Consider the following 25,551-nt stretch of genomic DNA (forward strand, 5'->3'; position numbering starts at 1 on the left):
AGATTACAAATGTAAAGATTGCCAATTTCAGCTGAAAAATATCCCACGGCTATGGGGCCAGAGGGAACTTTTCGGGCGAAAGATGCCGCGATAAATTCCCGCCAGCTTCATATCAAGCGAGCGCTTGCAATGACAGAGCCTGTTCTACCGCATCAATAAAGGCCCGGATCAGTGCCGACTCTCGGCGGCGCTGCGTATAGAGCGCATAAAAAGTGGCGCTCTTGAGCCTGTATTCGGGCAATACGGTTTGCAGCTTTCCCTGTTTCAGACTGGGCTCGGCCAGATACCTGGGCAATCTGGCTATACCAAACCCATGACAAACCGCGGCATGGATAGCTTTCTTGTTGTTGAACACCAAAGAGCCCCGAACCTCAAGCTGCTGTTGGCCTGCGGAATGTTCAAAACACCAAAGTTCATTTCGGCTGTTTCCCTGCGCCAAAGTGACCAACTCATGCTGCAACAAGTCGCCGGGTTGAGCCGGAGCAAGGCGTGATGCCAAGTAAGCCGGTGCAGCGCAGAGAACCGACTCGTCCTGCCCCAGTTCCCTGGCAATATAGGGCTCTGACGAGAGCTGGGTGCTGCGAAAAGCGATATGAAACCCATCTTGCAGCAGGTCTACCGCTCGATTGGAAAACTCGGCCACTATGCTTACCTGCGGATGCCTGGCCTTGAAGCCGAGCAGCACGGGAGTCAACACCAGCTCGCCCCAGAGTTCCGGGGCAGTAATCCTCAGTTCGCCGGCCAGTTCATGCCTGCGCCGACGGAGGCTATCGAGCAGCTGCTCATTGAGCTCGAGGATCCGCTCGGCCTGTTGAAAATACAGCTCACCGTCATCGGTCAACGTCAGGCTGCGAGTTGTGCGGTGCAACAACCGGGTTTGCAGTCGCTGTTCCAGAAAGTGAATATCCTTGGAAACTTTACCGGCAGTGATTTGTAGCTGGCGGGCGGCGGCCGCAAAGGAACCCAGACGGACAATCAGGGTAAAAAGCCGCATCAGATAAAGGTTGTCCAGCTTATGATGATCCATTGTTGTTCCCCTCAAGTGCCAATTCATTCCCACCAGGAGCGAATACATTTCCTGAATGACAGATTATTTCCCATAGCGACAGATGTACAGTAGAGGCATAGATTGGACACAAAAGGAAAAGTGAGATGTCAGCTTCACTGAAACACGAGTTCCTCTTTGGCAACGCCGGCGTGAGCCTTAAAAACCGTGCGGTATTGGCGCCATTGACCCACAATATGAGCGCAGCCAATGGCGACCCATCCCAAGCCGAGTTGCAGTGGCTGCAGCTCTGTATCCAAGGGGGCTTTGGCATGCTGATAACCCCTGCCACCCAGGTTTTGCCCGGTGGACGTTGCTGGTCTGGACAACCGGCCCTGATGACTGAGGCGCAGCAGCAATCCTGGCTCCCCGTGGCCAGCTCTGCCGAAGCCAACCAAGCCAAGGTGTTGGTGCAGCTGCACCATGGCGGCCTGCGGGCCCTCCCCGAGTTGAACGCAGAAGGCCCCAAAGGCCCCTCAGCAATAGCACAGGGAACAAGATATCCAAGTGGGGTAGCACAGCTGCAGGATGAGGAAATCCGGCAGCTTATTCAAGCTTTTATCAACTCTGCCGAGCGGGCTTATGCCGCGGGACTGCACGGTGTGGAACTGCATGCCGCCCACCATTTCCTGCTGTGTAATTTTCTTAACCCAGAGGTGAATCGGCGCGAGGATATTTGGGGCGGCAGCAGCCGCAATCGCGCCAGGATCATCATAGATATTATTCGCGGTATCCGGCAGCGTCTGCCGCGCTCATTTTTGATTGGTGTACGCCTGTCTCCCGAGAGCTACGCCAATGTGAGCGGCATCCGCCTGGCCAACCAATTGGAAGTCGCCAACCTACTGGCCGAAGAGGCGCTCGACTATTTGCACTTTTCCATGGGGAACAGCTTCAAACAAGCCAATGAAGACAAACAGGCAGGCCCGTTGCTGACACAGATTCGCCAAGGCTATCATGGCCATGTTCCGTTAATGTTTGCCGGAGCTATCACAGATATCCATACCGCCGAACGGGCATTCAACCTGGGTGCCGAACTGGTTGCCATCGGCTCTGCGGCCATAGGCAACCCGGATTGGCTCAAGCGCAGTCTTTCCGGAGCACCTCTTAAGCAAGCGCCATTCAGCCGTGAGCATCTATTAAAGCTGGGCTTCACCGAGCAGGCGCTGGAATATTTGGTGAAGATACCGGCACTGACAGAACAAGCCAGGAAAAACTAACTCCAACAAAAAAGCCACTGCAGTTGCAGTGGCTTTTTGCGGTATCAAGCACAAGTGCCGATATCAGAACGGGATATCATCATCCCAGCCGTCATCCAGATCCGGCGTGTAGTTCTGCTGTTGTGGCTGAGGCTGTGGTGCCGGCCGCTGTTGCGGAGCTGCCTGTTGTTGCGGCGCTGGCTGCTGTGGCTTGGGCGCATAACCTGAGTTCTGCTGCTGACCATAGCTTTGCTGCTGCGGCGCGTTGTACTGCTGTTGTGGCTGTTGTGGCTGCTGCGGTTGCTGGGCAGGCTTGGGCTGATAGCCGCCGGACTGCTGTGGCGCATTGTATTGAGATTGAGACTGTGCCTGACCACCACCGTAACTACCTTGGCTTTGGTTCATACCACCTTGGTTCATACCACCCTGATTGCCGCCTTGGCTCATACCACCTTGATTTTGGTTACGGCCACCCAGCATCTGCATGGTGCCGCCCATATCGACAACCACTTCAGTGGTGTACTTGTCCTGACCGCTCTGATCTTTCCATTTGCGGGTCTGCAGCTTGCCTTCCAGATACACTTGCGAGCCTTTGCGCAGATATTCACCGGCAATTTCAGCCAGCTTGCCGAACATGACAACCCTGTGCCACTCGGTACGCTCTTGCTGTTGGCCCTGTTGGTCCTTCCATGACTCACTGGTGGCCACTGTGATATTCGCTACGGCGTTGCCGTTTGGCATGTAGCGCACCTCTGGGTCCTGTCCCAGATTGCCCACCAGAATTACCTTATTAACACCACGACTGGCCATCGAAATCTCCTGCGATTTTCACGTAATACTTAGCTTAATTGACAGAGCCTAACACAGCTCTGGCTTGTCTTAAATCGAATTGATCGTTCACCTTGAGGTAGGCGACTTTTTCTTCCAAAACCACTATGGCTTCGGCAACCCCTTGCAGCGCAGACAGCTCGGCGGCCATCTTCTGCGCATGCTCGCGGCCGTTCACCTGGGCCTCCAGAGTGTAACTCTTGAGCAGCACTGGATTTTTCATTCCCAAGGTCAATGCCAGCCAGATAATCAACAGCACGACCGCCACGGTAAATACCCCGGCAGCGCCCATGATTTGATAGGCACCACCACCGAGCAAACCGCCACAGAAGGCACCGAGAAACTGACTGGTGGAATACACCCCCATGGCCGAACCCTTGGCGCCTACGGGACAAAACTTGGCGATCAGGCTGGGCAGCGAGGCTTCCAAGTAGTTAAAGCCGGTAAAGAAGGCCACTATGGCTACCGCCAGCACCCAAAGAGTATGGGAAAACAGCGCCATCGCCAGCAAAGAGGCCAGCATGATCAACAAAGCAAACTGAAACATCCCCTTGGTATTGTTGCGCTTCACGCCGATGATGATCAGCGGCACCATCAAAAAGAAGGCGCCGACAAAGGCCGGAAAATACAGCATCCAGTGCTTTTCTTTAACAAGACCTGCGTCCACCAAGTCCAGCGGCAATGCCACGAATACCGCCGTCAGCACCAAATGTAGAATAAAAATACCGGCATCGAGGCGAAACAACTGCGGATCTTTAAGCATATTTTTCAGCTTGCCCGGTTCCGCCATGGTATCGCCCTTGGGCGCATGGGCCACAGGGTTGGGCACCAGCAGTTGCACTATCAGCATACCCAGCAGCGCCAGGCCCGCAGTCAGGGCAAACAAGCCCGATAGCCCAAGATGCTGCGCCACCACAGGCCCCACCAGCAGCGACAAGGCAAAGGAAAAACCTATGCACATGCCTATGATGGCCATCACCTTGGTGCGTTGCTCATCCCGGGTGAGATCTGCCGCCAATGCCAGCACAGCGGCGGCGATGGCACCCATACCCTGCAAGGCGCGGCCGGCGACAACGCCGTAAATGCTGTCGGACATAGCCGCCAGGACACTGCCGAGGGCAAACACCAACAGGCCGCCGAGGATCACCGGCTTGCGGCCAATTCTGTCTGACAGTATCCCCATGGGGATCTGCAGTATCGCTTGAGTCAGACCATAGGCGCCGATGGCAATACCCACCCACAGAGGTGAGAAGCCTTTGAGATCTTGTCCATAGAGCGCGAAGACAGGCATGATCATGAACAAGCCCATCATGCGCAGCCCAAATACACTGGCTAATGAGAACGCGACTTTTCTTTCTGTGCCGGAAAGTCCACCGTTGGCCATAGTTTTTGCCCTGGATTAAGAATTTTTTAAGGGAGCGCATGTTACCACGAAGGTTTTGAACAGCTCAAAGAGAAAAACCCAAGTCGCCCTCAGCCCACGGCTGAAGGCTTGCTACTGACAGTATGGTGTCAGTAGGACAAATGCGCCGCCGCTATCGGCACAGCGCAAAATATGTGATACTTGTGCTCTTTTTCTCCAGTGATTAGCCAAAGTAGAGACTGATGGACAAGATAGACATTCGCGGTGCCAGAACCCACAATCTCAAGAACATCAATCTGACCATTCCCCGAGACAAACTCATTGTTATTACAGGCTTATCTGGTTCGGGTAAATCTTCTCTCGCCTTCGATACCCTCTACGCCGAAGGTCAGCGGCGCTATGTGGAATCCCTGTCGGCCTATGCCCGCCAATTTTTGAGCCTGATGGAAAAACCGGATGTGGATCATATCGAAGGCCTGAGCCCGGCGATCTCGATTGAACAGAAGTCCACTTCCCACAACCCCCGTTCTACCGTGGGAACCATTACCGAAATCTACGACTATCTCAGATTACTGTTTGCCCGTGTGGGTGAGCCTCGTTGCCCGGTTCACGGCCAGCCGCTGGCGGCACAAACCGTCAGCCAGATGGTAGACAAGGTGCTGGAACGCCCCGAAGGCGAGCGCCTGATGCTGTTGGCTCCCGTAGTGCAGGGCCGCAAGGGTGAGCATGTCAAATTACTGGAGAACCTGGCGGCCCAGGGCTATATTCGCGCCCGTATCGATGGCGAGGTGTGCGATCTGTCCGACCCTCCGGCGCTGGATCTGCACGTAAAACACAATATCGATGTGGTGGTTGATCGCTTCAAGGTGCGCGAGGATCTGCAGCAGCGGCTGGCGGAATCTTTCGAAACCGCACTGGAGCTTTCCGGCGGTGTGGCCACTGTGGCCAGCATGGAGGAAGGCAGCAATGAAGAGTTGCTGTTCTCCGCCAACTTCGCCTGCCCTCACTGTGGTTACTCCATGGCCGAGTTGGAACCCAGGCTGTTTTCTTTCAACAACCCCGCGGGTGCCTGCCCGACCTGTGACGGCCTCGGGGTGCAACAGTTTTTCGATCCCGATCGGGTGATCACCAACGACGAGCTGTCGCTGGCCGGCGGCGCCATTCGTGGCTGGGACAGACGCAACTTCTACTATTTCCAGATGCTCACCTCACTGGCCGAGCACTACGGCTTCGATGTGGAAACACCCTTTGGCGATCTCCCCGCCAAAGTGAAGAAGATAGTGCTCTATGGCTCAGGCAAAGAGAATGTCGCCTTCCGTTATATCAACGACCGCGGCGATGTAGTGGTTCGCAACCATCCATTCGAGGGGATCCTCAACAACATGGACAGACGCTACCGGGAGACAGAGTCCAACTCGGTGCGGGAAGAACTGGCCAAATATATCAGCAACCAGGCCTGTTCCAGCTGTGGCGGCTCACGCCTGCGCGAAGAGGCCCGCAACGTGTTTATCGGCAATATCAACCTGCCGGAGTTGACCACCTGGTCCATTGGCGAGGCCAGCGACTACTTCGCCACCCTGGGCTTTGAGGGGCAAAAGGCACAGATAGCCGAGAAGATCCTCAAGGAAGTGGGCGATCGCCTGGGTTTCTTGGTCAATGTCGGCCTCAACTACCTGAGTTTGTCTCGTTCGGCAGAAACCCTTTCAGGTGGCGAGGCGCAGCGGATCCGCCTGGCCAGCCAAATCGGCGCCGGTCTGGTTGGGGTGATGTATGTACTCGATGAGCCTTCGATTGGTTTGCATCAGCGCGACAACGAGCGCCTGCTCAACACCCTCACTCACCTGCGGGATTTGGGCAACACTGTGATAGTGGTCGAACACGATGAAGACGCCATTCGCATGGCGGATCATATTATCGATATCGGCCCCGGTGCCGGGGTTCATGGCGGTGAAGTGATCTGTGACGGTGACATCAACGCCATCATGGCCTGTGAAGAGTCTGTCACCGGCCAATATATGTCCGGCAAGAGAAAGATCACTGTGGCCGGAGGTCGGGTGCCCTGCGATCCCGGCAAGATGATCAAACTGTTCGGTGCCAGTGGCAACAACCTCAAGCAGGTGGATCTGGAGATCCCTGTCGGGCTGCTGACCTGTGTCACCGGGGTATCGGGCTCGGGTAAATCCACCCTGATCAACGACACCTTCTTCAAGATTGCCCATCGCATGCTCAACGGCGCCACCGCCGAAGAGCCGGCGCCCTATGAGCGTATCGAGGGCATGGAGCTATGCGACAAGGTGGTAGATATAGATCAGAGCCCCATCGGCCGCACGCCGCGCTCCAACCCGGCCACCTATACCGGCATATTTACCCCGATCCGCGAGCTATTTTCGGCGACTCAGGAATCCCGTACCCGCGGCTATCAGCCGGGGCGTTTCTCCTTCAACGTCAAGGGCGGCCGCTGTGAGGCCTGTCAGGGTGACGGCCTTATTAAGGTAGAGATGCACTTCCTGCCGGATGTGTACGTGCCTTGCGATGTCTGTAAGGGCAAGCGCTACAACCGTGAAACGCTGGAAGTGAAGTACAAGGGCAAGAACATTCACGAAGTGCTGCAGATGACGGTCGAGGAAGCCCGTGTGTTCTTCGATGCGGTGCCGGCCATTGCCCGTAAACTGCAAACCCTGATGGATGTTGGTCTGTCTTATATACGTTTGGGCCAGAGCGCCACGACCCTTTCCGGCGGCGAGGCTCAGCGGGTCAAACTGGCTAAAGAGCTGTCGAAGCGGGATACCGGCAAGACCCTCTATATTCTGGATGAACCCACCACAGGGCTGCACTTTGCCGATATCCAGCTGCTGCTGGATGTACTGCACAGGCTCAAGTCCCAGGGCAACACCATAGTGGTGATTGAACACAATCTGGATGTGATCAAAACCGCTGACTGGATAGTGGATCTGGGGCCGGAAGGCGGTTCGGGTGGCGGTACCATTCTGGTGGCCGGCACCCCGGAGCAGGTAGCCGAGCATCCAGAGTCCCATACCGCCCGCTTCCTTAAACCTATGCTGTGAGGTGACTGTGACAGGCAACAGACTGCTGTTATTAGCCCTGGTTATCTGTATGGCGGGTTTATTGCTGGCGGCTTTTGATCCCTTGGTGGGTAACTGCAAACGCTATTTGGGTGAAGTAGTGCATTCCGGCCCGGACGGCACTACAGTTGCCCTGCCCGATGGCCGCACGGCGCTGGTTGAACCCAGTGCCTTGCCCCCGGCGACTCTGGTCACCATAGGCGCCAAGCGTCATTTGGTGTCGGGTATTGAGGTGTTCAAGCTCAAGGGCCGAGCGGAAACTGAGACACCTTCCGCCAGCCGCGGTGGCAACACCCCACCGCCCGGCTATCAGGGCGGCATGGCACAACTCGCCAAATAAGCAGGCAAACCCGTCTTGGGGAATGGTATAAACTGCAACATAGCTTGAGTTGATTGCCGTTGCCGGAGGCAGGATGCCGATGACACTCTTTATCCGCCCGCAGATGTGGGGACTCTCTATCCCTCCCCCGCTGTGGGCACTCCTATTGATATTGCCGGCGCTTGCTGCCGGTTGCAGCAGCTCGCCCGAACGCTGCGGCGGTGAGATTCTGCTGAGCTGGGCCGAGACGAAGCAGTTGCAACAGGATGTCGAAGTGCTGGCCTCGCCCAGGCTGCAAGGTCGGCGCAGCGGCACCCAAGGGGCGTCGTTCAGCCGTGAGTACCTCACGGAGCGCTTTGAACAAATCGGCCTGCAGCCACCCACTTCGGTATTTCCGCCCCTGGCCGAGACTCTGAGCGGCTTTCAACACTCATTCAACTATGTCGATGGCTTTGCCGACGCTCGGGGCATCAACCTGCTGGGCTGGCTGCCGGCAGCCCAGCCGACCACTGAGTGGCGCCTGCTGATTGCCCACTATGATCATCTGGGCGATCGCGGCCCGGGCTTTTATCCGGGTGCCGACGACAACGCCTCTGGCGTGGCGGCCTTGTTGGCCATCGCCCAGAGAGTCAAACAAGCGCCCAGTCGCTACAACCTGCTGTTTATTGCCAGTGACGCCGAAGAGCCGGGACTCTATGGCAGCAAGGCCTTGGTGAGCGCATTACAACAGAGCGGTTTTGCCGAGCACATCTCGCTGGCGGTCAATCTGGACATGATAGGCAGGCCCGGGCTTCCTTATGCCATCTACCTCGAAGGCAGCCGCTATTTCCGCCACTATGATGACTTCAGCGCCTATCTGATGGCCGGCACTGGGCTGTGCATTCGCCCCAGTCATCCGCGCCCTATTGGTCGCAGCGTGCAGCGTACCGATTGGCTCAGGGCCTCGGATCATTATTCCTTCCACCAGGCTGGGATCCCCTGGCTCTATTTCGGCGTTCCCGCCCACGCCCAGTACCATACCCGTGACGACACGGCAGACAGACTGGATTATCCTTTCATCGGCGCCGTGGCCGAGGCGGCGGAACAGTTGCTGCGACTGCCAACTAAGCAGTTACAAAACCGATAGTTGGCCTACTATTTGCTTTAAATTTGCCATAAAAATTCCTTTAGCCGTGGAAAGAAGCAGATTTCGCTGTTATAATCTGGCGTTTTCGGTGCGGGAAATCGACACGGGGTTGATTTTCTGTCTGTGAAACTTTCTGCGTCATCCAGACGCGTCCACAAGGCTACAACCCATGTCATCCAGTGAAAAAACTTTCCGAGAACTCGGCCTCTCCGAGGCGTTGCTGCGTGCTCTAGATGAGCTCGGCTACGAGAACCCGACCCCAATTCAAGCTGCGAGTATCGCCCCCCTGATGGCGGGCCAGGATATTCTCGGCCAGGCACAGACAGGTACGGGTAAAACCGGCGCCTTCGCTCTGCCTCTGCTTAATGCAACAGATCATAACCTCAACGCACCGCAAATTCTGGTGCTGGCACCAACCCGCGAACTGGCGGTACAGGTAGCTGAAGCTTTCTCAAGCTATGCCAAATTCATGAAAGGTTTCCACGTACTGCCTATCTATGGCGGTCAAAGCATGCACCAACAGTTGCAGGCGCTGCGTCGCGGCCCTCAGGTAGTTGTTGGTACTCCAGGCCGGGTCATGGACCATATGCGCCGTGGCACCCTCAAGCTCGACAGCCTCAAGGCTCTGGTGCTGGATGAAGCCGATGAAATGCTGAAAATGGGCTTTATTGACGATATCGAGTGGATCTTGGATCATACTCCGGCCGAGCGTCAGCTGGCACTGTTCTCTGCCACCATGCCTGAGCAGATCAAGCGGGTTGCCAACAAGCACCTGAACAACCCTGCCACCATCAGCATTGCCGCCAGCCACACCACAGTCGACTCCATCGAGCAGCGTTTTGTACAGGTGTCTCAGCACAACAAACTGGAAGCCCTGGTACGTGTGCTCGAAGTGGAAAACACCGAAGGTATCATCATCTTTGTGCGTACCCGTAACTCCTGTGTGGAACTGGCCGAAAAGCTGGAAGCCCGCGGTTACGCCTCATCACCACTGCACGGTGATATGAACCAACAGGCCCGTGAGCGCGCCGTGGATCAACTCAAGTCCGGTAAGCTGGACATTTTGATTGCCACCGACGTTGCCGCCCGTGGTTTGGACGTTGAGCGTATCGGTCACGTGGTCAACTATGACATCCCTTACGATACCGAAGCCTATGTACACCGTATTGGTCGTACCGGCCGCGCCGGTCGTACCGGGATGGCTATTCTGTTTGTGACCCACAGAGAGATGCGCATGCTGCGCACCATTGAGCGTGCCACCAACAGCCGTATTTCCCCGATGAAGGTTCCAAGCCCCGAGACTGTGGCCGAGCGCCGTCTGTCACGCCTGGGCGAACAGGTTGCTGCCATCATAGCCAACGAAGAGCTGGACTTTATGAAAGGCGCCGTGGCTCAGCTGTGTCAGCAGTTGGAAGTGGACACAGATATTCTGGCTGCTGCACTGCTGCACCAGGTACAGCAGGAGCGTCCGCTGCAGTTGCCTCCGATCCAGGAGCGTCAGCGTGACAGCCGTGATGAGCGCAGCGGCTCACGCGACGATCGTGGTTCACGGGAAGAGCGTGGTTCGCGCCGTCGTGACTCTCGTCCGGTTCCCGGCGATCTCGGCAAGGCCGATTCCCTGAAGGACAACCCGGATCTGCAGATGTGCCGTTACGTGCTGGATGTAGGTCGTGAACACGGTGTAGGTGTAGGCAATATCGTTGGTGCCATCGCCAATGAAGCCAGCATAGACAGCCGTTACATAGGCCAGATCCAGTTGTTCGATACCCTGACCACAGTCGATCTGCCCGCCGGCATGCCTAAAGACGTACTGGCACACCTGAAGAAAGTACGGGTATGTGGCAAACCTATCAATATCCGTGAAGCCGGCAGCCAGAGCTTCGAAGGTGAACAGCGCCCGGCTCGTCGCCCTCGCAAGCACTCTGGAGAGCGCCGTCCGGATCGTAAGCCCCGTCGTCGTGACGACCGCGGCTGATATCCGCCAATGAAAAACCACCCTCAAGGGTGGTTTTTTGTATCGGCTTCACTGTTAACAACAAAACATCAGCCGGATGTGGCTTCAACCCGGTTACGCCCCAATGTCTTGGCGCGATAAAGGGCCTCATCGGCCTGGGCAAACAGCTCTGATGGGGCATGATTCTGGTTTGGCAGGTGGCAGGCAACTCCCAGGCTCATACTTACCACAGCGGCCGCGTCAGAGTCTTTATGTTCAATCCCCAGCGCCAGCAGCGCCTCAATAAACCCTTGTAGCAAGTGTTTGACCTGAGCTTCATTCTTACCCGGAAACAGCGCCGCCAACTCCTCACCGCCTATCCTGGCCGCGACCAGAGCACCATGAGACAAGAGATAGCGCCGCCACAACGCACCAACCTGCTGCAGGCAACGATCCCCCTGCTGATGGCCATATCTGTCGTTGTAACGCTTGAAAAAATCGATATCGCCGATCACCAGTGAGAAAGGCTCCCCTTCCTGCATACTATGGAGCCAGTAATACTGGAATCTATCATCGAAATGGCGGCGATTGGACAGGCCTGTCAAATGATCCTGCTGCGACTGTTTCGCCAGTTGGGCATTGTCTTCCTTGAGGCGACTGGCCTCTGAGTGGCTGGCATTGAGCTCACGGATAAGCTGATCCCGGCTCACATACAGGAGTTTGCGCATAGTGAGTGGCGTGCGGATAAAGGCGCGCAAATTATTGCGAAACAGCCAATAAAACAGCAGTAAAGGCAAGCTGAAAGAGATGGCCAGCACCAGCTTTCCGCGCAGATTACTGATCATTTTTTCGATTAACTCAGGCTCCAGTCCGACAAGGATCAAGGGAAACACTACCCCATCGAGACAAAGCACCAGAATAAACACCAAGGTGTAGACTCCGGTCACGGCGGCCAAGGTCTTGAGCCATTTCTTGAGCCAGATAAACAGCTGCATCATCAGCAGAAATTGCAGGGCTATCATGGTACCGCCCAGCAACATCATCCACAACGAAACCCGAAACAGATCCGGGTTCAGATTGTTGAAATTGACCATACTCGGGCTTTCCAGCACCCATAGCAGGAACTCGAAACCGCAAAAGACAAATAGATTGACCGATATCAGCAACCTGAGCAGATAGTGAAAAACATACTCGCGCCGTTCGGTGATTAATAGCATGACGGCCGTCATCATAAAGGCACCGTAAGCCATGCTGCCACCGGAAAGTGTCAGGCCATCGGCCAGGGGAAAGGCGTATACGCCGCCCAATACCCCACCAATGAGCAGAATAATGGACAAGTAGCTATATAGACCTACCCTGCGCACCATGGGCGGCAAAGTTGCCAGATACAGCGGAGGAATCGAGAAGAGGAGGAGGTTGACCAAATACGCCAAATACACTGAATTCACGCTGATTTGCAGTTCCTTGCCCATTACGCTGAGGTCATTGTAGTTGACCTAGGTTAACATGCCTAACTTTTTGGAACAGTGGATTTTTCCTGCTTTAACTCCTGCAGGCAACGACTACAGATACAGCTATGGCGTGGGATATTCCGCAGCGCCAACTCCAGGTAGCTGAAGTCAGCCTGCATGCACCAGCAAAGCGCAGGATCTGTACCTGCCGCCATGGCGCATTGATTGGCTTGCCTGCAGACGGGGCACAGGGCGGCAGACTTATCTGTCATAAGGCCTCCCTGTCAGCGGGATGATTGATGCCATCCATCACGGGAGCATCCTTGAAGGCAAAGGGATCCAACTCGTCGATGCACCCCAGATTAATGCCGTACTCCTGTGGGTTTGAGCGCCTTTGATGGTGAGTATAGATACCGCAGCGACTACAGAAATAGTGTTTGGCGGCATGGGTATTGAACTGATAACAGCTGAGCAGCTCTGCGCCGCTCACCAGCTTGAGATTGGCCAAGGACACAGAGGCTACCGGCGCGCCGCGGCGGCGACACATGGAGCAATCACAACGGCGAACATTGTTGACTCCCTCGGGAAAAGTGAGCGCCAACCGAATCCCGCCACAATGGCAACGGGCAATATAGTGAGTCTGAGTCATGACAATCCCTGTAATCCTGTTTTATCGGGCAAGCTTATGCTGAAAATTCAAGCAAAACGGCATACGGCTTATTTCATCTTGCCCCAGGGAAAAACCCTTGCCAATAGACAGAAGCTGAACTGCCAAGCTAAATAATTCTCCGTTCAGGCATTCATTCTATGCTTATCCTCCTGCCAATGGGTAAGCATTTCACCCAATATTGTTACAGTAAATTGCCACTATTCCAGATGCCATAATGGAACATTCGGCTTCGAGTTCCTGAAGCTGAAGTTCTCAAATCCATGCCTGAACCGATAATGTTGATAATGGTTGCTCTATTGATAATAGCGCTATCAGGCGGCTTACCGCCCCTATGGCACCGAGGATTTGTCATCAACGCCGAGAGGGTGCCAACGAATGTTTCTGATAGCGAACAAATAGCATACTATCGGAGCGAAACAACCAATCTCATTGATTAGCTGAGCTTTTAATTTATTTTTAAGGAAGCATTTTTCGGTCATAACCCTATGGATCCCATGCCACAAAGTAGGTAGACTGGCCCCGGTTTACCTCCTTGGAAACAAACCAAGGGATATGATTTGGGGGCGTAAATCGGTTGCTTGAGTGGCCAGTACGCGCTCTCCTCAACTTATAGAGAAGGAAATAATGGGTTTACAAGAAAAGCAATGGAAGCGCTCTATCGAAGAGCAGTATGTGGTTGAGTTCAAGCAGGACATAAAGAGCATTCTGGATGCCGACCTGGACGTAACCTTTGACTGGGATAGCTTCGACAGCGCCAAAGAGATCATGTACGTGCCCACCTATGCACTGGATCGTGTCAAATCCGCGTTCAGAGAACTCGCCAACGACCAGGACGCCAAGGAAGAGATTGTTGCGCAGATCAAGACCCTGCATATCAAGAACATCAACGACAATGCCGAAGAAGCCAAGAACATGCGTATCGGCGATGGCGTTTTCGCACTCGAAGTCGGTTTCGGCGGCAACCACGCCTGTGTCTTTAACGACACAGCTATCCGCCAGTACCTGGAAAATAATCTCTGATCATCTAAGCAGAGCATAATGCCTGGGCTCATCTCCGCTTGAGCCCATCAGTATCAAAGGCCGGTCATCCCCTGAGACCGGCCTTTCTATTTCTTTCTATGCCCTCCCGGCTATTCAATGCCTGTCCCCTCGGCGGTCTATAGCCAGCAGAGCCGCAATCCCTACTCCTTGCAGTCAGGTATAAAAAAGCGCGCCTATAGGCGCGCTGAATAGATTAAGGCTCTGAGCTTACTGCTTCTTGGGGAAGACTGGATAAGCCTCTTTGCCAAGCAAGATACCCTTTACTTCTTTACCATAGTAACCGGCATGCTTGTGATACTTGCCTTGGGTTTCCTCGAGTTTTCCTTTGAAGCGGGGATCCTGAGGACGCTCATGGGAGTTGATATAGGCAGCCACATCCCAGGCTTGCTGAGTGGTTAGCTGCATACTCTTACCCAGTGGCATATTCTCGTGAATAAAGAAGGCAGCCGTGTTAACCCTGTGCATTCCGGCGCCCCAGTTAAAGCTCTGAGGCCCCCAAAGAGGTGGCAAGGCATATACACCTGCTATCGCCTGACCTTGGCCATCGGCACCATGACATGCCTGACAATGGGCCTGATAAACCTGCTCACCACGGGCAGGGTCATAGGCCTGCTCAGGTTTGGGGATTGAAGGGTAACCCCGGCCCGGCAGATTGGCGCGTTGCTCTACCGTCAATTGCTGCTTAATGGCTTCAGGAATAGAGAAGTCTTCCCGTTTGCCGCCCTTGATAAGCTCGGCATCGGCCAATTCAGGCACTTCGCCTTTGACGCCGTATTGATCCATCAAGCCACCTACCCCAAGCCAATAGGCATAGGCAGACAAGGCCACCAACTCAGGGCTGCCGCTCTCTGGCGCCTTGCCGTTCATTGAATAGGTAAAACAGCCCTGGATACGCTCTTCGAAGCTGTTGACCTTATCATTCTTCTTCCGATAAGCAGGATAAGCGAAGTAAGCGCCCCAGATAGGAGAAGCATTGGGCTTACGGCCGGCATCCATGTGGCAGTTGACACAGTTCAGCTCATTGCCGACGTATTTATCCCGCAGTTGCTGAGTATTGACGAACAGCTGATAGCCCTTGCGCACCTTGTCACCAAAGGCACCGGCCGGAATGGTATCCAGCGGTCTGGGGATAAGATATTCCTGTCCCTCCACCTTGGGAGAAGAAGGCAATTGCGCCTGGCGATCGGGAAGATTCTCGGCCTGGGCCTGAGCTGTCATTGCGGCCACAGCACCCATGATAAACAGAGTAGATTTTTTCATGCTGCGTCCTTACTTGAGATTGGCAAAATAACTGGCGATGGCGTCGATTTCGGCGCTATTGAGCTGTTTGGCAACATGCTCCATCATGCCATCGACATCACCTTTACGGCTGCCATCCTGCCAGGCGTGCAGTTGAGCCTTGATGTAGCTGGCTTGCTGACCGGCAAGCCTTGGGAAAGTGCCGCCACCCAGACCTGACGGGCCATGGCATGTTACACAGGCGGGTAGGTTCCGGGTCCAATCGCCCTGGTACACCAGTTTTTCAGTCGGATCGGCAAATACCACTTGCTCACCTCTGAGCTTGGGTTTGACCTCGGCGACGCTCTGGGCAGAGAAGTAATCCGCCACCTGGCCGATAACCTCATCCCCCTGCAGAGTCATGGCCATCGGCATCATAGTGGCGTTTTGGCGGGTTCCCGCCTGGAACAGCTTGATCTGTTGTTGAATATATTGGCTGGAAAGTCCGGCGAGCCTTGGGCCCAGCGGCTCTACGCCCTGTCCCTGAGGGCCGTGGCAACTGCCACAAAGCGCGGCCTGTGGTGGCATAGCCGGTTGTGCTGCCATGGCTGTCCCTATGGACTGAGCCAACAGCAGCAGGCCACCTGCGGCGAGCGTGATTGATTTCATCTGTTATCCCCCATTATGAGTAAGGGCTATAGCATAGATCCAAATCACATATATGAGAAGTTTGCGATAAATATCAAAAAACCAGGGTAACCGGGCACAATCCAGATGCCATAAGGTTTGCAGCTCAAATAAATCCCAGGCTTTGAAATATTTGCTTACGATTTGAGTTTTATAAAAAACCCTTTTCTAACAATGTATTGGATAACGATTCTCGTTTAGAGGTAATTACTCTCCAAAGCGGGTCGCCTCAAAACTATTGAGAAAATGATGTAACAGGTAACAGGCCAGTAAAGTACCGACTATGGCCACCAGAATGCTGCTCACCCGATACAGGGCACTGAAGATCAGATCATTCCCCGGAGTCAGGTATTGGCCGAACAGTATTCCCAAAGTGGTCATGGCACCAAAGCCCACCGCCGAGCCGCTGGCCTCTTTGACATGGGCTTGGGCAAACAACAGGGTACCAAACCAGAGCATGGGTACGACCAACAAAAGCACACCGGACCAATCATACAGAAACAGCTGCACCGCCATCCCGTATACCACCCCGAGTACAGTGCCCATTGCCCGTTTGCGGGCGTAGTCGAGAGCCCCATTCCAATGCATGGGGAACAGCAACAGTAAGGTAGTTGCCTGAGCCGACATGGAGTCGCGCAGATCAAAAGCCTGGAATATCAGAAAGGACAGGGTTGCAACACTGGCCCCCATCAGCGCTTCATGGCGCATTCTGTGGGGCTGCTTGGGCCCGGGCACATAAGCGCTGCGAGGTTCAACATCCGGGATCAACACTGTCATCAAATAAGCTATCAACACAGACAGTACACTGGCCCAAAAGTTACCGAAGATGAGATCGTTAAGATCGGTATCCGGATAGCTGGCAAAATGCAGCATGATGCTGAGGCTGATCACCCCATTGGCACCAAATAGAAACAGAGCGCCACGGGACATACAGGCAAAGCGATACAGAAACAGTACGAAGACAATCAAGGTCATCAGTGCCGGATGGCTGCCAAGCAAACCGCCTATGATGCCAACCTCAATCCCACAGATGGCCGCAGCGGCCAGCAACTGACGCGCCGCATGGCCGTTCATAACAGGTACCAGTCCCAGCAACAACATGGGGGTGACAGTGTAAAACACCCCGTAATTCCAATTCATCAGCTTACAGATCAGAAAGCCCAGGCTGGCGCCGGTGGCTATGCGCAGGCACTGGCGCAGCTCATTCTGAGTCAAGGGGTGGTGACGCAGGATCATCGGCCACCTCAATAGATGTAGTGCAGCAGGCTGATTGCCTTGATCTGCAGCTTGGCCATGAAACGGTAGAAACTATTGTCCGGCAGTAGTTGTACCGTAGCACGGGAGCCGGCGGCCAACATGGGGTGTTCTTCACCCAGGAGTTCAAAGTGCAAACGCAGACGCTGGGCATCCCGCACCCAACGATCCGACTCGGTCGGTGTCGCCAACATGCCATTGGCGTCGAATTGTCCGGCGCTGACACCAGCATCGCGGCTGCTGACCCTGGCGGGGTAGAGTCTGCCTGGCTCGGCATCGAACGCCACCCAGGCTTCAGTGCCCGGTTCGACTCCCCTGAGGGTTTTCTCGCGAAAATCGGCAATGATGTCCAGCTGTTCCGACACCAGGGCTAATACAGGTTGGCCCTTGTTGGCCATGCTGCCACTGGCCAGTTGCAGATTGGTCACTATGCCTTCGTTCTCTGCCAGCACCTTGGTGTAACTCAGATCCAATTCCGCCTGAGCCAAACGGCTGCGGGCCTGGCGCAACTTGAGATTCTCTGTCCCGGCTGTTCCCCGGGAAACCTTGAGTTTGGCCAACTGCGCCTTGGAGGCTGCCAACTTGGCTAGCGCCGAACTGGCATCGGTATCTGCCTGATCCTTGAGTTGGCGTGACACACCATTGCTGGCATAGAGTGCATCCAGGCGCCTGGCCTCACGTTGTTTTTGTTGCAACATGGCCTCATTGGCGCTGACATCGGCTCTGGCAGCCTCTATGGCGGCATCCAGCTCGGCGTTATCCTGCATCGCTTGCTCCAGCGCCAATTTGGCTTGCTCAAGCGCGAGCTCAAAGGGGGCCGGATCTATGGCGAAGAGCAACTGACCGGCCTCTACATGTTGATTGTTGGCCACGGCCACAGATTGCACCGGGCCGCTCACTTGAGGAGCTATCTTGACCACAGTGCGGGTCGCCATCGCCTGCGGCGTCAGCGGCATCTCCAGATCCGCCAACATGAAATAGGCAAAGACCAGCACAAAGCCTGCCATGGAAATTTTAACGAGTCTGGCAAATTGTTGATCTGGCGTCATAAAGTCTCTCTCATTTATCTTGTTCTTGCTGCAGCTGATGCTGGGCGTTATCGCAAATCCTGGTGATCACGGCTTCAAAATGGGCCAGCTCATCCGGATCTATACCCACCAGCAGCTTGGCCCTCACCTGGATGATTCTGGCTTCCATGGAGCGAATAACTTCCTCTCCTTGGGCCGTCATGGAAACGATGCGAGCCCTTTTGTCGTGCTCGCAGCTGTGGCGGGTGATCAACCCCTGCTGCTCCAACTGCCCCAGAGTACGCATCAAAGAAGGCAGCTCTATCTCCAGAGACTCGGCCAGCTGCTTCTGACTGATGTGGTCGCCCATGCGTCTCAGCTTCCACAGCGCGGTCCAGCGAGGATGGGTCAGCCCCAGAGGCGCCAACTCGTTATCGGCGACCATGCGCCACAACCTGTGTAAACGCCCCAAGCGCTCTCCCAGAGAAGTCTCGGTCAGCTGTTCTATATATCTGTGCATCTTAATTAACTGATTAATTAGCAGGCTAAGTATTTTATTTATTTAGCCTGCTAAGTAAATAGCCGATCGAAAATAAACCCGATCTGCCTCGCACATCTGTTCAGTAAGTAAACGGATCGAGACAAAAATTTGTCATACGTCGCAATCAGTTAACACAAGGGCCACTATAATTTTCCAACCTTGTTTGACCCGGTGAAGGTACAATGAGCCCAGCGCAAGGTCGGTGGCTATTACAAGGCTATTGAGATCCTGCGCCCTCGTTTTAATCACTCCCATGCCTGGAGGCTAACTTGTTCTCACATTTGAAAATCGGCACTCGAATCGTGCTGGGGATCTGCGCCGTGCTTATCGCCATGATGAGCTTTATCATGCCCTTGGTACTGTCGGAATTTTCCGGCCAAATTGACAATGCCGAGCAGCGTGAACTGCATAAGCTGTATCAAACTGCGATTGCTGAAATTGACTCTTCAGGCAGATTGGCCGAGGCGCTGGCCACAGTGGTGGCCAACACCCCGGAAATGCAGCAGGAATTCGCCTTCGGCGACAGGGACTCACTCAACAACCGCAGCCAACAACTGTTCACCCCATTGAAACGGGATTTTGCCGTGCAGCAGTTTCAGTTCCATCTGCCACCGGCCACCTCTTTCCTCAGGGTACATAAACCGGAAAAGTTCGGTGACGATCTCTCAGGGTTTCGCCAAACCGTAGTGCAGACCAACAACAGCAAGCAGCCGATAATGGGGCTCGAGAAGGGTGTGGCCGGCCTCGGGATCCGTGGCCTGGCTCCAATGACTTATCAGGGACAACACACAGGTTCGGTTGAGTTTGGCATGTCATTTGGCCAGCCTTTCTTCGATGCCTTCAAACAGAATTACCAGGCCGAAATTGCCCTGCTGACACCTGACAGCAGCGGTTACCGCCGTTTTGGCGGAACCTTTGAAACCGCGGCTTTCAAAGACACGGCGCTGCTGCAGAAAGTACAACAGGGAAAAGCTGACAAGTCTCTGATAAGTCTGAATAACAATAGTCATGTCCTCTACCTGCATCAGGTGACTGACTTTTCCGATAATCCCATTGGCGTACTGGCGATCGCCATGGATCGCAGCCACTCGGAAGCCAGCCTCTGGTATATCAAACTCAAGTTGGTGGCCATTGGTGCCATAGCGCTGTTGGCGGGCGCCGTTATCGCCTTCTTTATCGCCCGCAGCATCACCCGCCCTATAGCGCAAACTACCAGCGCCATGGAAGATATCGCTCAAGGGGAAGGCGACCTGACCAAGCGTATCGAAGTGAGCAGCAAGGATGAAATTGCCGATCTGGCGCGGGCATTCAATCTGTTTGTAGCCAAAATCCAGCAAACTATTCAGCAGGTGACTCAAGCCACAGACTCACTGGCAACCTCAGCCGAAGAGATGTCCGGCATCACCAGCGACAGCCGCCACAGCGCCGAGCAGCAGCAAAGGGAAACCGAACAAGTGGCTACCGCCATGAACGAGATGGCTGCCACGGTTCAGGAGGTCGCCCAAAATGCCACTGTTGCCGCCGACTCGGCAGAGCAAGCCGATGCCGCCACAGATTCGGGTAAACAGGTGGTCAACAGTGTGGTTGAGCTGATGGCCGGGCTGGAGTCAGAGATCCGCGGCGCTGCGGCTGCTATCGACAAGCTCGAGCAGGACAGTCAGGCGATAGACTCTGTGTTGGAAGTGATCCGCAATATTGCCGATCAGACCAATCTGCTGGCACTCAATGCCGCCATTGAAGCAGCCAGGGCCGGCGAGCAGGGGCGGGGCTTTGCCGTGGTAGCCGATGAAGTACGCACCCTGGCGAGCCGCACTCAGGCATCGACAACCGAAATTCAGCAGATGATTGAAACCCTGCAACAAGGGGCGCAATCAGCCGTCGGTGTGATGCAAAGCAGTAATCAAACCATGGATAAGTGTGTTGCCGAAGTGCAAAACGCCGATGCGGCTCTCAATGAGATCCGCGCCGCGGTTTCCGCCATCACCCAGATGAATATCCAGATAGCCAGCGCCGCCAATGAGCAGTGCGCCGTCTCGGCAGAGATCAATCGCAATCTCAACAATATCAATGATGGCGTGGCTCAGGGCAGTGAAAGCGCCGCCCAGATAGCCGTCGCCGGTGAAGAGCTGGCGCAGCTGTCGGTACGCCTCAAGCAGTTGGTCAGCCAATTCAAGGTTTAACTCACTAAAGACAAGCCCACCGATTGGTGGGCTTCCTTTTATCAAAGGTTCACTGAGAGGCCATCACTTGCCGGGACGCACTCCCAGTGTATGGCAGATGGCATAGGTGAGCTCGGCGCGGTTCAGGGTATAGAAGTGGAAATCTTTCACCCCTTCACGGGAAAGCACCTTGACCATGTCGATGGCCACGTTGGCGCCCACCAACGCCCGGGTGCCGGGATCGTTATCCAAACCTTCAAACTGGCGGTGCAGCCATCCCGGCAAAGACACATTGGTCATGGCGGCGAAACGCTTGAGCTGGTTGAAGTTGCCCACAGGCAATATCCCGGGAACAATTTCCACATCAATGCCGGCGGCCACACAACGGTCGCGGAACCTGAGATAAGACTCCACATTGAAGAAAAACTGGGTGATGGCACGGCTGGCACCGGCCTCAATCTTGCGCTTCAGGTTGATAAGGTCAGCCTGGGCATTGGCCGCATCCGGGTGCACCTCAGGATAGGCAGCCACCGAAATATCAAAGTCGGCGACCGAGCGCAGCAAACGCACCAAATCTGAGGCAAAACGTGTCGGCTTGGGGCTGCCTTCCGGCAGATCGCCTCGAAGCGCCACTATGTTACGAATACCGCTGTTCCAGTAATGACGCGCCAACTCCAGTAACTCTTCATCACTGGCATCCACCAGCGTCAGGTGCGGCGCCGCCACCAGCTCGGTTTCCTGCTGGATCCGCTCGATCACGCTGTGAGTGCGATCCCGCACTCCTGAGTTGGCACCATAGGTGACAGAAACAAACTTGGGATTCAGTGGCTCCAGGCGCTGAATTGAGTTCCACAGCAAGGTTTCCATCTCAGGCGTTGAGGGCGGAAAGAACTCGAAAGAAACATTGATGTCGCCGTTGAGCTCGGACAAGCTCTGGTTCAGCGAGTGCGCATGTTGTGCGTGATGAAAAGCCATTGAAAATTCCCTCAACTGTCTATCTGGACGTTTGGACGTCTATATGTCCACATACTAGAGAAACTGTCATTGAAGTCAAGCCCAAAGATGGCTTCAAAGGTGTATTTATCTTAATCAGTATAAAAGCCACTAATGAGTGTTTCTGCAAAGCCTCGGCTTTACACCTGGGGAGAGCTTTCGCACAGGTGATCCTGTGCCTGGAAAATAGGCGTATCTCTGCAGATATATAAGCAATTTCAAGCAACGCTATGATTGCAGAATTGCACCAATTCCCCCTTCGGAGCCGCCGCTGGCGTTGTTGCAAATTGGCGTAGCCGAGACAGGGATGTCGAGGCTCGAAGGTCGAGCAAGGATGCGAGTCCTGAGTGTAGCCAATTTGTTTCATAAGCCAGCGGGGATTTCGGCTACGTTGGGGTGTCCTTGGGGATGCAAGGGGCTTTGGACAAGCAAAGCCCCTTGCCCGGTGTGGTGTGGAACACCACGACTTTAGGCCGCTGGAACAGCGGCTATCATAGCTTCCAGCTAAGAGTATCTAAGTTAGTATTGGTCGAGCTTCTGAACCATGATGCAGCCCATCACCTGCGGTGCGCTTTTCGCACAGGCGATCCTGTGACTCGCTGTGGACCCATCCCTGGGCGCTCGACGAAAACGTCCCTGTTTTCGACGGTCACAGTTCCGCCAGTGCCTGGAAAATAGGCATATATCTACAGTTTAAAACAACTCTGTGTGGAAAGAATTGCACCAATTCCCCCTTCGGAGCCGCCGCGGGCGTTGTTGCAAATTGGCGTAACCGAGACAGGGATGTCGAGGCTCGAAGGTCGAGCAAGGATGCGAGTCCTGAGTGTAGCCAATGTGCTTCATAAGCCAGCGGGGATTTCGGCTACGTCGGGGGTGTCCTTGGGGATGCAAGGGGCTTTGGACAAGCAAAGCCCCTTGCCCGGTGTGGTTTGGCGAGAGTTGCGTAGCAACGTGCTTTCGAGCGAGAGCCAAGGATGGCGAACTGGCCCTTATGCATGGAGGCATTTACACCACGACTTTACGCCGCTGGCACAGCGGCTAGCATGGCTTTAAGCCAAAGCTCACCAATGAACTTGATCTCAGCTTCCAGCTAAACCGCAAGCCCGTCACCCGCGGTGCGGATAGACTGAAAGCCCGAATACAGTGAAGGACAGCACGTCCGAGAACGGCCACTCACACAGGCTTTTCCTAGCCAAGAGCCCACCAGCTTCAAATATGACGCTAATACCAGTCCTACTCCTGCAGCAGATCGCGACAGATCTGCACCAGATCCGACTGTACTGCTGCGGCAGTCACTTCCCTGCCGGCACCTGGGCCGCGAATGATCAGCGGATTACCCTGGTAGAAGGCCGAGCGGATGACAAACACATTATCTCCCGGGGTCAGGTTGGCGTATGGATGTTGACGCTCGACCCATTGCAGAGAGACTTCGGCGTTAACCTGGCCATCTTGCTGCTCCAATGAAGCCACATAGCGCAGCACCTTGTTTTGCTCAGCCGCGGCGGCAAACTGCTGCGCGAGAGTGGCATCCAATTCGGGGATCCGCTGCAAGAACTCATCCAACGGAATATCGGCCAGCGCCTCAGGCACCAGTGAGCTTAAGCGAATATCCTCAAGCTCTAGTTCCAGACCTATTTCACGAGCCAGGATCAACAGCTTGCGCTGCATGTCACGCCCGGAAAGATCGTCCCTGGGATCCGGCTCAGTGATCCCCAGCTCTTTGGCCTGCAACACCAGCTCGGAGAAAGGTTTGACGCCATCGAAATGCTCAAACAGCCAGCAGAGCGTGCCGGAGAAGATACCGCCAACAGCCTCTACCCTGTCGCCGCTGTTGTGCAAATCATTGAGCGCGTGCTGCACCGGCAGCCCGGCGCCGCAACTGGCGTTGTAACGCCAGAACAGTCGGCGGTTACCCAACTGCTGTTTCAGCTCGCGGTAGAAAGGCAATGGCCCGGAGCCGGCCAACTTGTTGGCACTGACCATATGAATGCCACGGGCAAAAAACTCGGGATACTGCAGTGTCAGTCCGGCGCTGGCACTGATATCCAGCGCCACCAGTTCATCGGCTTGCAGCAACGCAAGCTGTTCAAACAGATGTTCATACTGCCAAGGGGAGGCTTCGGCTTCAAACCTTGCCTGCCAGTCTTCCCCAAAGATCCCTTCATTGCAGATCCAGGCACGGCTCGAACTCGCCAAGCCCAGGAGTTCAACACTGGCCTCCAGCTCACGTTTGAGGCCGTCGCGGGCTCGGCTAAATAGTTCCACCCAGGCTTCGCCTATGTTACCCACCCCCAGCAGAATAACGCCTATGCGTTTGCGGGGGCCGGCGCAGCGCCTGTGCACCTTCTGGGTCAGCAGGTTCACCTGCGATTTGGGCACCAGGGTGACCAGGCTGAGTTGGTCCTGATACAGAGGTCGCGCTTCACGGCTCAGCAAGCGGGCAAAGCTGCGGCGATAACTGCCGGCGCCACTGCTTACCAGGGCCACCAGCCCAAGCTCTCTGTCCTCGGTAATGCTTTGAATTTTGAGCTCGGATGTCTGCGCTTCCAGTAGCTGCCAGACTTGGCGGGATAATTCGGGAGTATAGGCCAGCTCAAGTTTGTGTTGCCCCTGAGACCAGTAGGCCAGCGGGGTCAAACCCGCCTCATTGAGCGCATCAAGCGTCTGAGCCTGGGTGCCATTGAACTCCAGGCTCAAGAGGGACACCTGATTGAGATTGGTCACCACAGGGGCGCTTGCGGCATCACTCTTGGGAGCTATAAGGGTAAAGTCGGTATGCGAGGCGTAGCTCGAACGCACCGCCAGGCTGACCTCGGTATCAAACAGCGGCTGCAGGGTACGGCAATGCAGTACCGGTGAGCCGAGCCGCGCCAGGCGGTCGGCCTCAGCCAGCGACATACTGCTCAGTAGCCTGGCATCGGCAATCTTGTTGGGATCGGCATTGAACACCCCTTCGACATCTGTCCAGATAGTCACCCTGTCGATATCGGCCAGGCTGGCTATCAGGGTGGCACTGAAGTCGGAGCCGTTGCGACCAAGCAACAGAGTTTCGCCTTGGCTATTGGCGCAGATAAAGCCGGTGATCACCAGGCGCTCATCGGGATGCTCGGCCAGCAGTCGCTGTACCCTTTCACGGGATTCATCGAGGCGAATCCTGGGTACTGCGCCCTCATCGGCAATCAACAAACTGCGGGCATCCACATGGGAAGCGGCGACACCTGACTCCCTCAGTAGCGCCGCCATCAGTCTGGCCGACCAGCGTTCACCGAAACCCACCACCTGATTGCATTGGTATTCGCTGAGTTCAGGCAAGGACAACAAACTGGCCAGTTGCGCCTTATCTGTAGACAGACGCTCCCGCAGTTGACGCGCCTGTTCATTGCCCAGCAGCTGTTCAATCAGATTCTGCTGATAACCGACAAGCACCTGCAGCTCTTCCTGCCACAGAGCGCCGGATTCCTTCAGGTTCAGCAGTTTATAGAGAAAATTGGTACTCTTGCCGGCGGCGGAAACCACTACAAGATCATCTGCATGACCATGGGTCAGCAAAATATGGGCGACCCGTCGGTAGCAATCGGCATCGGCGAGACTGGAACCGCCAAACTTATGTAGGTGACAACGTGCCATCTCAAGCTCC

20 protein-coding genes are annotated in these 25,551 nt (G+C 55.1%); 7 read left to right on the forward strand and 13 right to left on the reverse strand.

The genetic code is table 11. The features are described from left to right. Positions 1-112 precede the first annotated feature (112 nt). On the reverse strand, positions 113-1,027 hold the full coding sequence (locus ACWAU4_RS19010; protein WP_208125138.1) for a LysR family transcriptional regulator: 915 nt from the start codon (positions 1,025-1,027) through the stop codon (positions 113-115). Between the two features lie 125 nt (positions 1,028-1,152). On the opposite strand from ACWAU4_RS19010, the gene ACWAU4_RS19015 reads away from it, so the two are divergent. Then, the gene (locus ACWAU4_RS19015; RefSeq protein ID WP_025010182.1) at positions 1,153-2,262 is read left to right on the forward strand and encodes an oxidoreductase; all 1,110 of its coding nucleotides are present in this window, start codon (positions 1,153-1,155) and stop codon (positions 2,260-2,262) included. Positions 2,263-2,325: 63 nt separating this feature from the next. Here ACWAU4_RS19015 and ssb read toward each other — a convergent pair whose 3' ends face one another. Next, positions 2,326-3,051, reverse strand: a complete 726-nt coding sequence (ssb, locus tag ACWAU4_RS19020; RefSeq protein WP_025010183.1) for a single-stranded DNA-binding protein — start codon at positions 3,049-3,051, stop codon at positions 2,326-2,328. 34 nt (positions 3,052-3,085) lie between these two features. Beyond that, positions 3,086-4,453, reverse strand: a complete 1,368-nt coding sequence (locus ACWAU4_RS19025; protein ID WP_208125139.1) for an MFS transporter — start codon at positions 4,451-4,453, stop codon at positions 3,086-3,088. Positions 4,454-4,674: 221 nt separating this feature from the next. On the opposite strand from ACWAU4_RS19025, the gene uvrA reads away from it, so the two are divergent. The 4 genes from uvrA (at position 4,675) to ACWAU4_RS19045 (ending at position 10,935) form a co-directional block, all read left to right on the forward strand. Continuing rightward, entirely contained in the window at positions 4,675-7,497 is a 2,823-nt protein-coding gene (gene uvrA / locus ACWAU4_RS19030; protein WP_167716905.1) for an excinuclease ABC subunit UvrA, read from the forward strand. Between the two features lie 7 nt (positions 7,498-7,504). After that, entirely contained in the window at positions 7,505-7,855 is a 351-nt protein-coding gene (locus ACWAU4_RS19035) for a hypothetical protein (protein ID WP_129586019.1), read from the forward strand. 73 nt (positions 7,856-7,928) lie between these two features. Then, on the forward strand, positions 7,929-8,960 hold the full coding sequence (locus tag ACWAU4_RS19040) for a M28 family peptidase (RefSeq protein ID WP_208125140.1): 1,032 nt from the start codon (positions 7,929-7,931) through the stop codon (positions 8,958-8,960). 169 nt (positions 8,961-9,129) lie between these two features. Beyond that, entirely contained in the window at positions 9,130-10,935 is a 1,806-nt protein-coding gene (locus ACWAU4_RS19045) for a DEAD/DEAH box helicase (RefSeq protein WP_037475015.1), read from the forward strand. Positions 10,936-11,003: 68 nt separating this feature from the next. Here the strand turns inward: ACWAU4_RS19045 and ACWAU4_RS19050 are convergent, their stop codons facing one another. From ACWAU4_RS19050 to ACWAU4_RS19060, 3 genes are all read right to left on the reverse strand, one after another. Then, the gene (locus tag ACWAU4_RS19050) at positions 11,004-12,341 is read right to left on the reverse strand and encodes a GGDEF domain-containing protein (protein ID WP_208125141.1); all 1,338 of its coding nucleotides are present in this window, start codon (positions 12,339-12,341) and stop codon (positions 11,004-11,006) included. Between the two features lie 62 nt (positions 12,342-12,403). Then, positions 12,404-12,616 carry a cysteine-rich CWC family protein gene (locus ACWAU4_RS19055; protein ID WP_081737167.1) on the reverse strand — a complete coding sequence of 71 codons (213 nt, stop codon included), beginning with the start codon at positions 12,614-12,616 and terminating at the stop codon, positions 12,404-12,406. Continuing rightward, on the reverse strand, positions 12,613-12,993 hold the full coding sequence (locus tag ACWAU4_RS19060; RefSeq protein WP_208125142.1) for a GFA family protein: 381 nt from the start codon (positions 12,991-12,993) through the stop codon (positions 12,613-12,615). Before ACWAU4_RS19060 ends, ACWAU4_RS19055 begins: the two co-directional genes overlap by 4 nt. A gap of 645 nt (positions 12,994-13,638) precedes the next feature. Here ACWAU4_RS19060 and ACWAU4_RS19065 point away from each other — a divergent pair. Continuing rightward, positions 13,639-14,034, forward strand: a complete 396-nt coding sequence (locus tag ACWAU4_RS19065) for a hypothetical protein (protein WP_025010187.1) — start codon at positions 13,639-13,641, stop codon at positions 14,032-14,034. 228 nt (positions 14,035-14,262) lie between these two features. Here ACWAU4_RS19065 and ACWAU4_RS19070 read toward each other — a convergent pair whose 3' ends face one another. From ACWAU4_RS19070 to slyA, 5 genes are all read right to left on the reverse strand, one after another. Next, positions 14,263-15,315, reverse strand: a complete 1,053-nt coding sequence (locus ACWAU4_RS19070; protein WP_144226224.1) for a c-type cytochrome — start codon at positions 15,313-15,315, stop codon at positions 14,263-14,265. 9 nt (positions 15,316-15,324) lie between these two features. Next, positions 15,325-15,879, reverse strand: a complete 555-nt coding sequence (locus ACWAU4_RS19075) for a c-type cytochrome (RefSeq protein ID WP_243756890.1) — start codon at positions 15,877-15,879, stop codon at positions 15,325-15,327. Between the two features lie 288 nt (positions 15,880-16,167). Then, positions 16,168-17,196 (reverse strand): DUF2955 domain-containing protein, encoded by a 1,029-nt coding sequence (locus ACWAU4_RS19080; RefSeq protein WP_025010188.1) that lies wholly within the window; start codon positions 17,194-17,196, stop codon positions 16,168-16,170. Between the two features lie 8 nt (positions 17,197-17,204). After that, the gene (locus ACWAU4_RS19085; RefSeq protein ID WP_028780629.1) at positions 17,205-18,263 is read right to left on the reverse strand and encodes an HlyD family secretion protein; all 1,059 of its coding nucleotides are present in this window, start codon (positions 18,261-18,263) and stop codon (positions 17,205-17,207) included. A gap of 10 nt (positions 18,264-18,273) precedes the next feature. Continuing rightward, complete coding sequence (gene slyA / locus ACWAU4_RS19090; RefSeq protein ID WP_025010189.1) at positions 18,274-18,741, reverse strand: transcriptional regulator SlyA; 468 nt, start codon at positions 18,739-18,741, stop codon at positions 18,274-18,276. A gap of 353 nt (positions 18,742-19,094) precedes the next feature. Here slyA and ACWAU4_RS19095 point away from each other — a divergent pair, with 353 nt between their 5' ends. Next, positions 19,095-20,942 (forward strand): methyl-accepting chemotaxis protein, encoded by a 1,848-nt coding sequence (locus tag ACWAU4_RS19095; RefSeq protein WP_101058640.1) that lies wholly within the window; start codon positions 19,095-19,097, stop codon positions 20,940-20,942. A 63-nt stretch (positions 20,943-21,005) separates the two neighbouring features. Here the strand turns inward: ACWAU4_RS19095 and metF are convergent, their stop codons facing one another. Both metF and ACWAU4_RS19105 read right to left on the reverse strand, forming a co-directional pair. Then, positions 21,006-21,896: a methylenetetrahydrofolate reductase gene (gene metF, locus ACWAU4_RS19100; RefSeq protein ID WP_208125144.1), complete on the reverse strand. Its 891-nt coding sequence runs from the start codon at positions 21,894-21,896 to the stop codon at positions 21,006-21,008. A gap of 1,251 nt (positions 21,897-23,147) precedes the next feature. After that, positions 23,148-25,541, reverse strand: coding sequence for a bifunctional aspartate kinase/homoserine dehydrogenase II (locus ACWAU4_RS19105; RefSeq protein WP_107110486.1), 2,394 nt, complete (start codon positions 25,539-25,541; stop codon positions 23,148-23,150). Positions 25,542-25,551: the final 10 nt, after the last annotated feature.

This window comes from Shewanella sp. FeAMO, assembly GCF_053653955.1.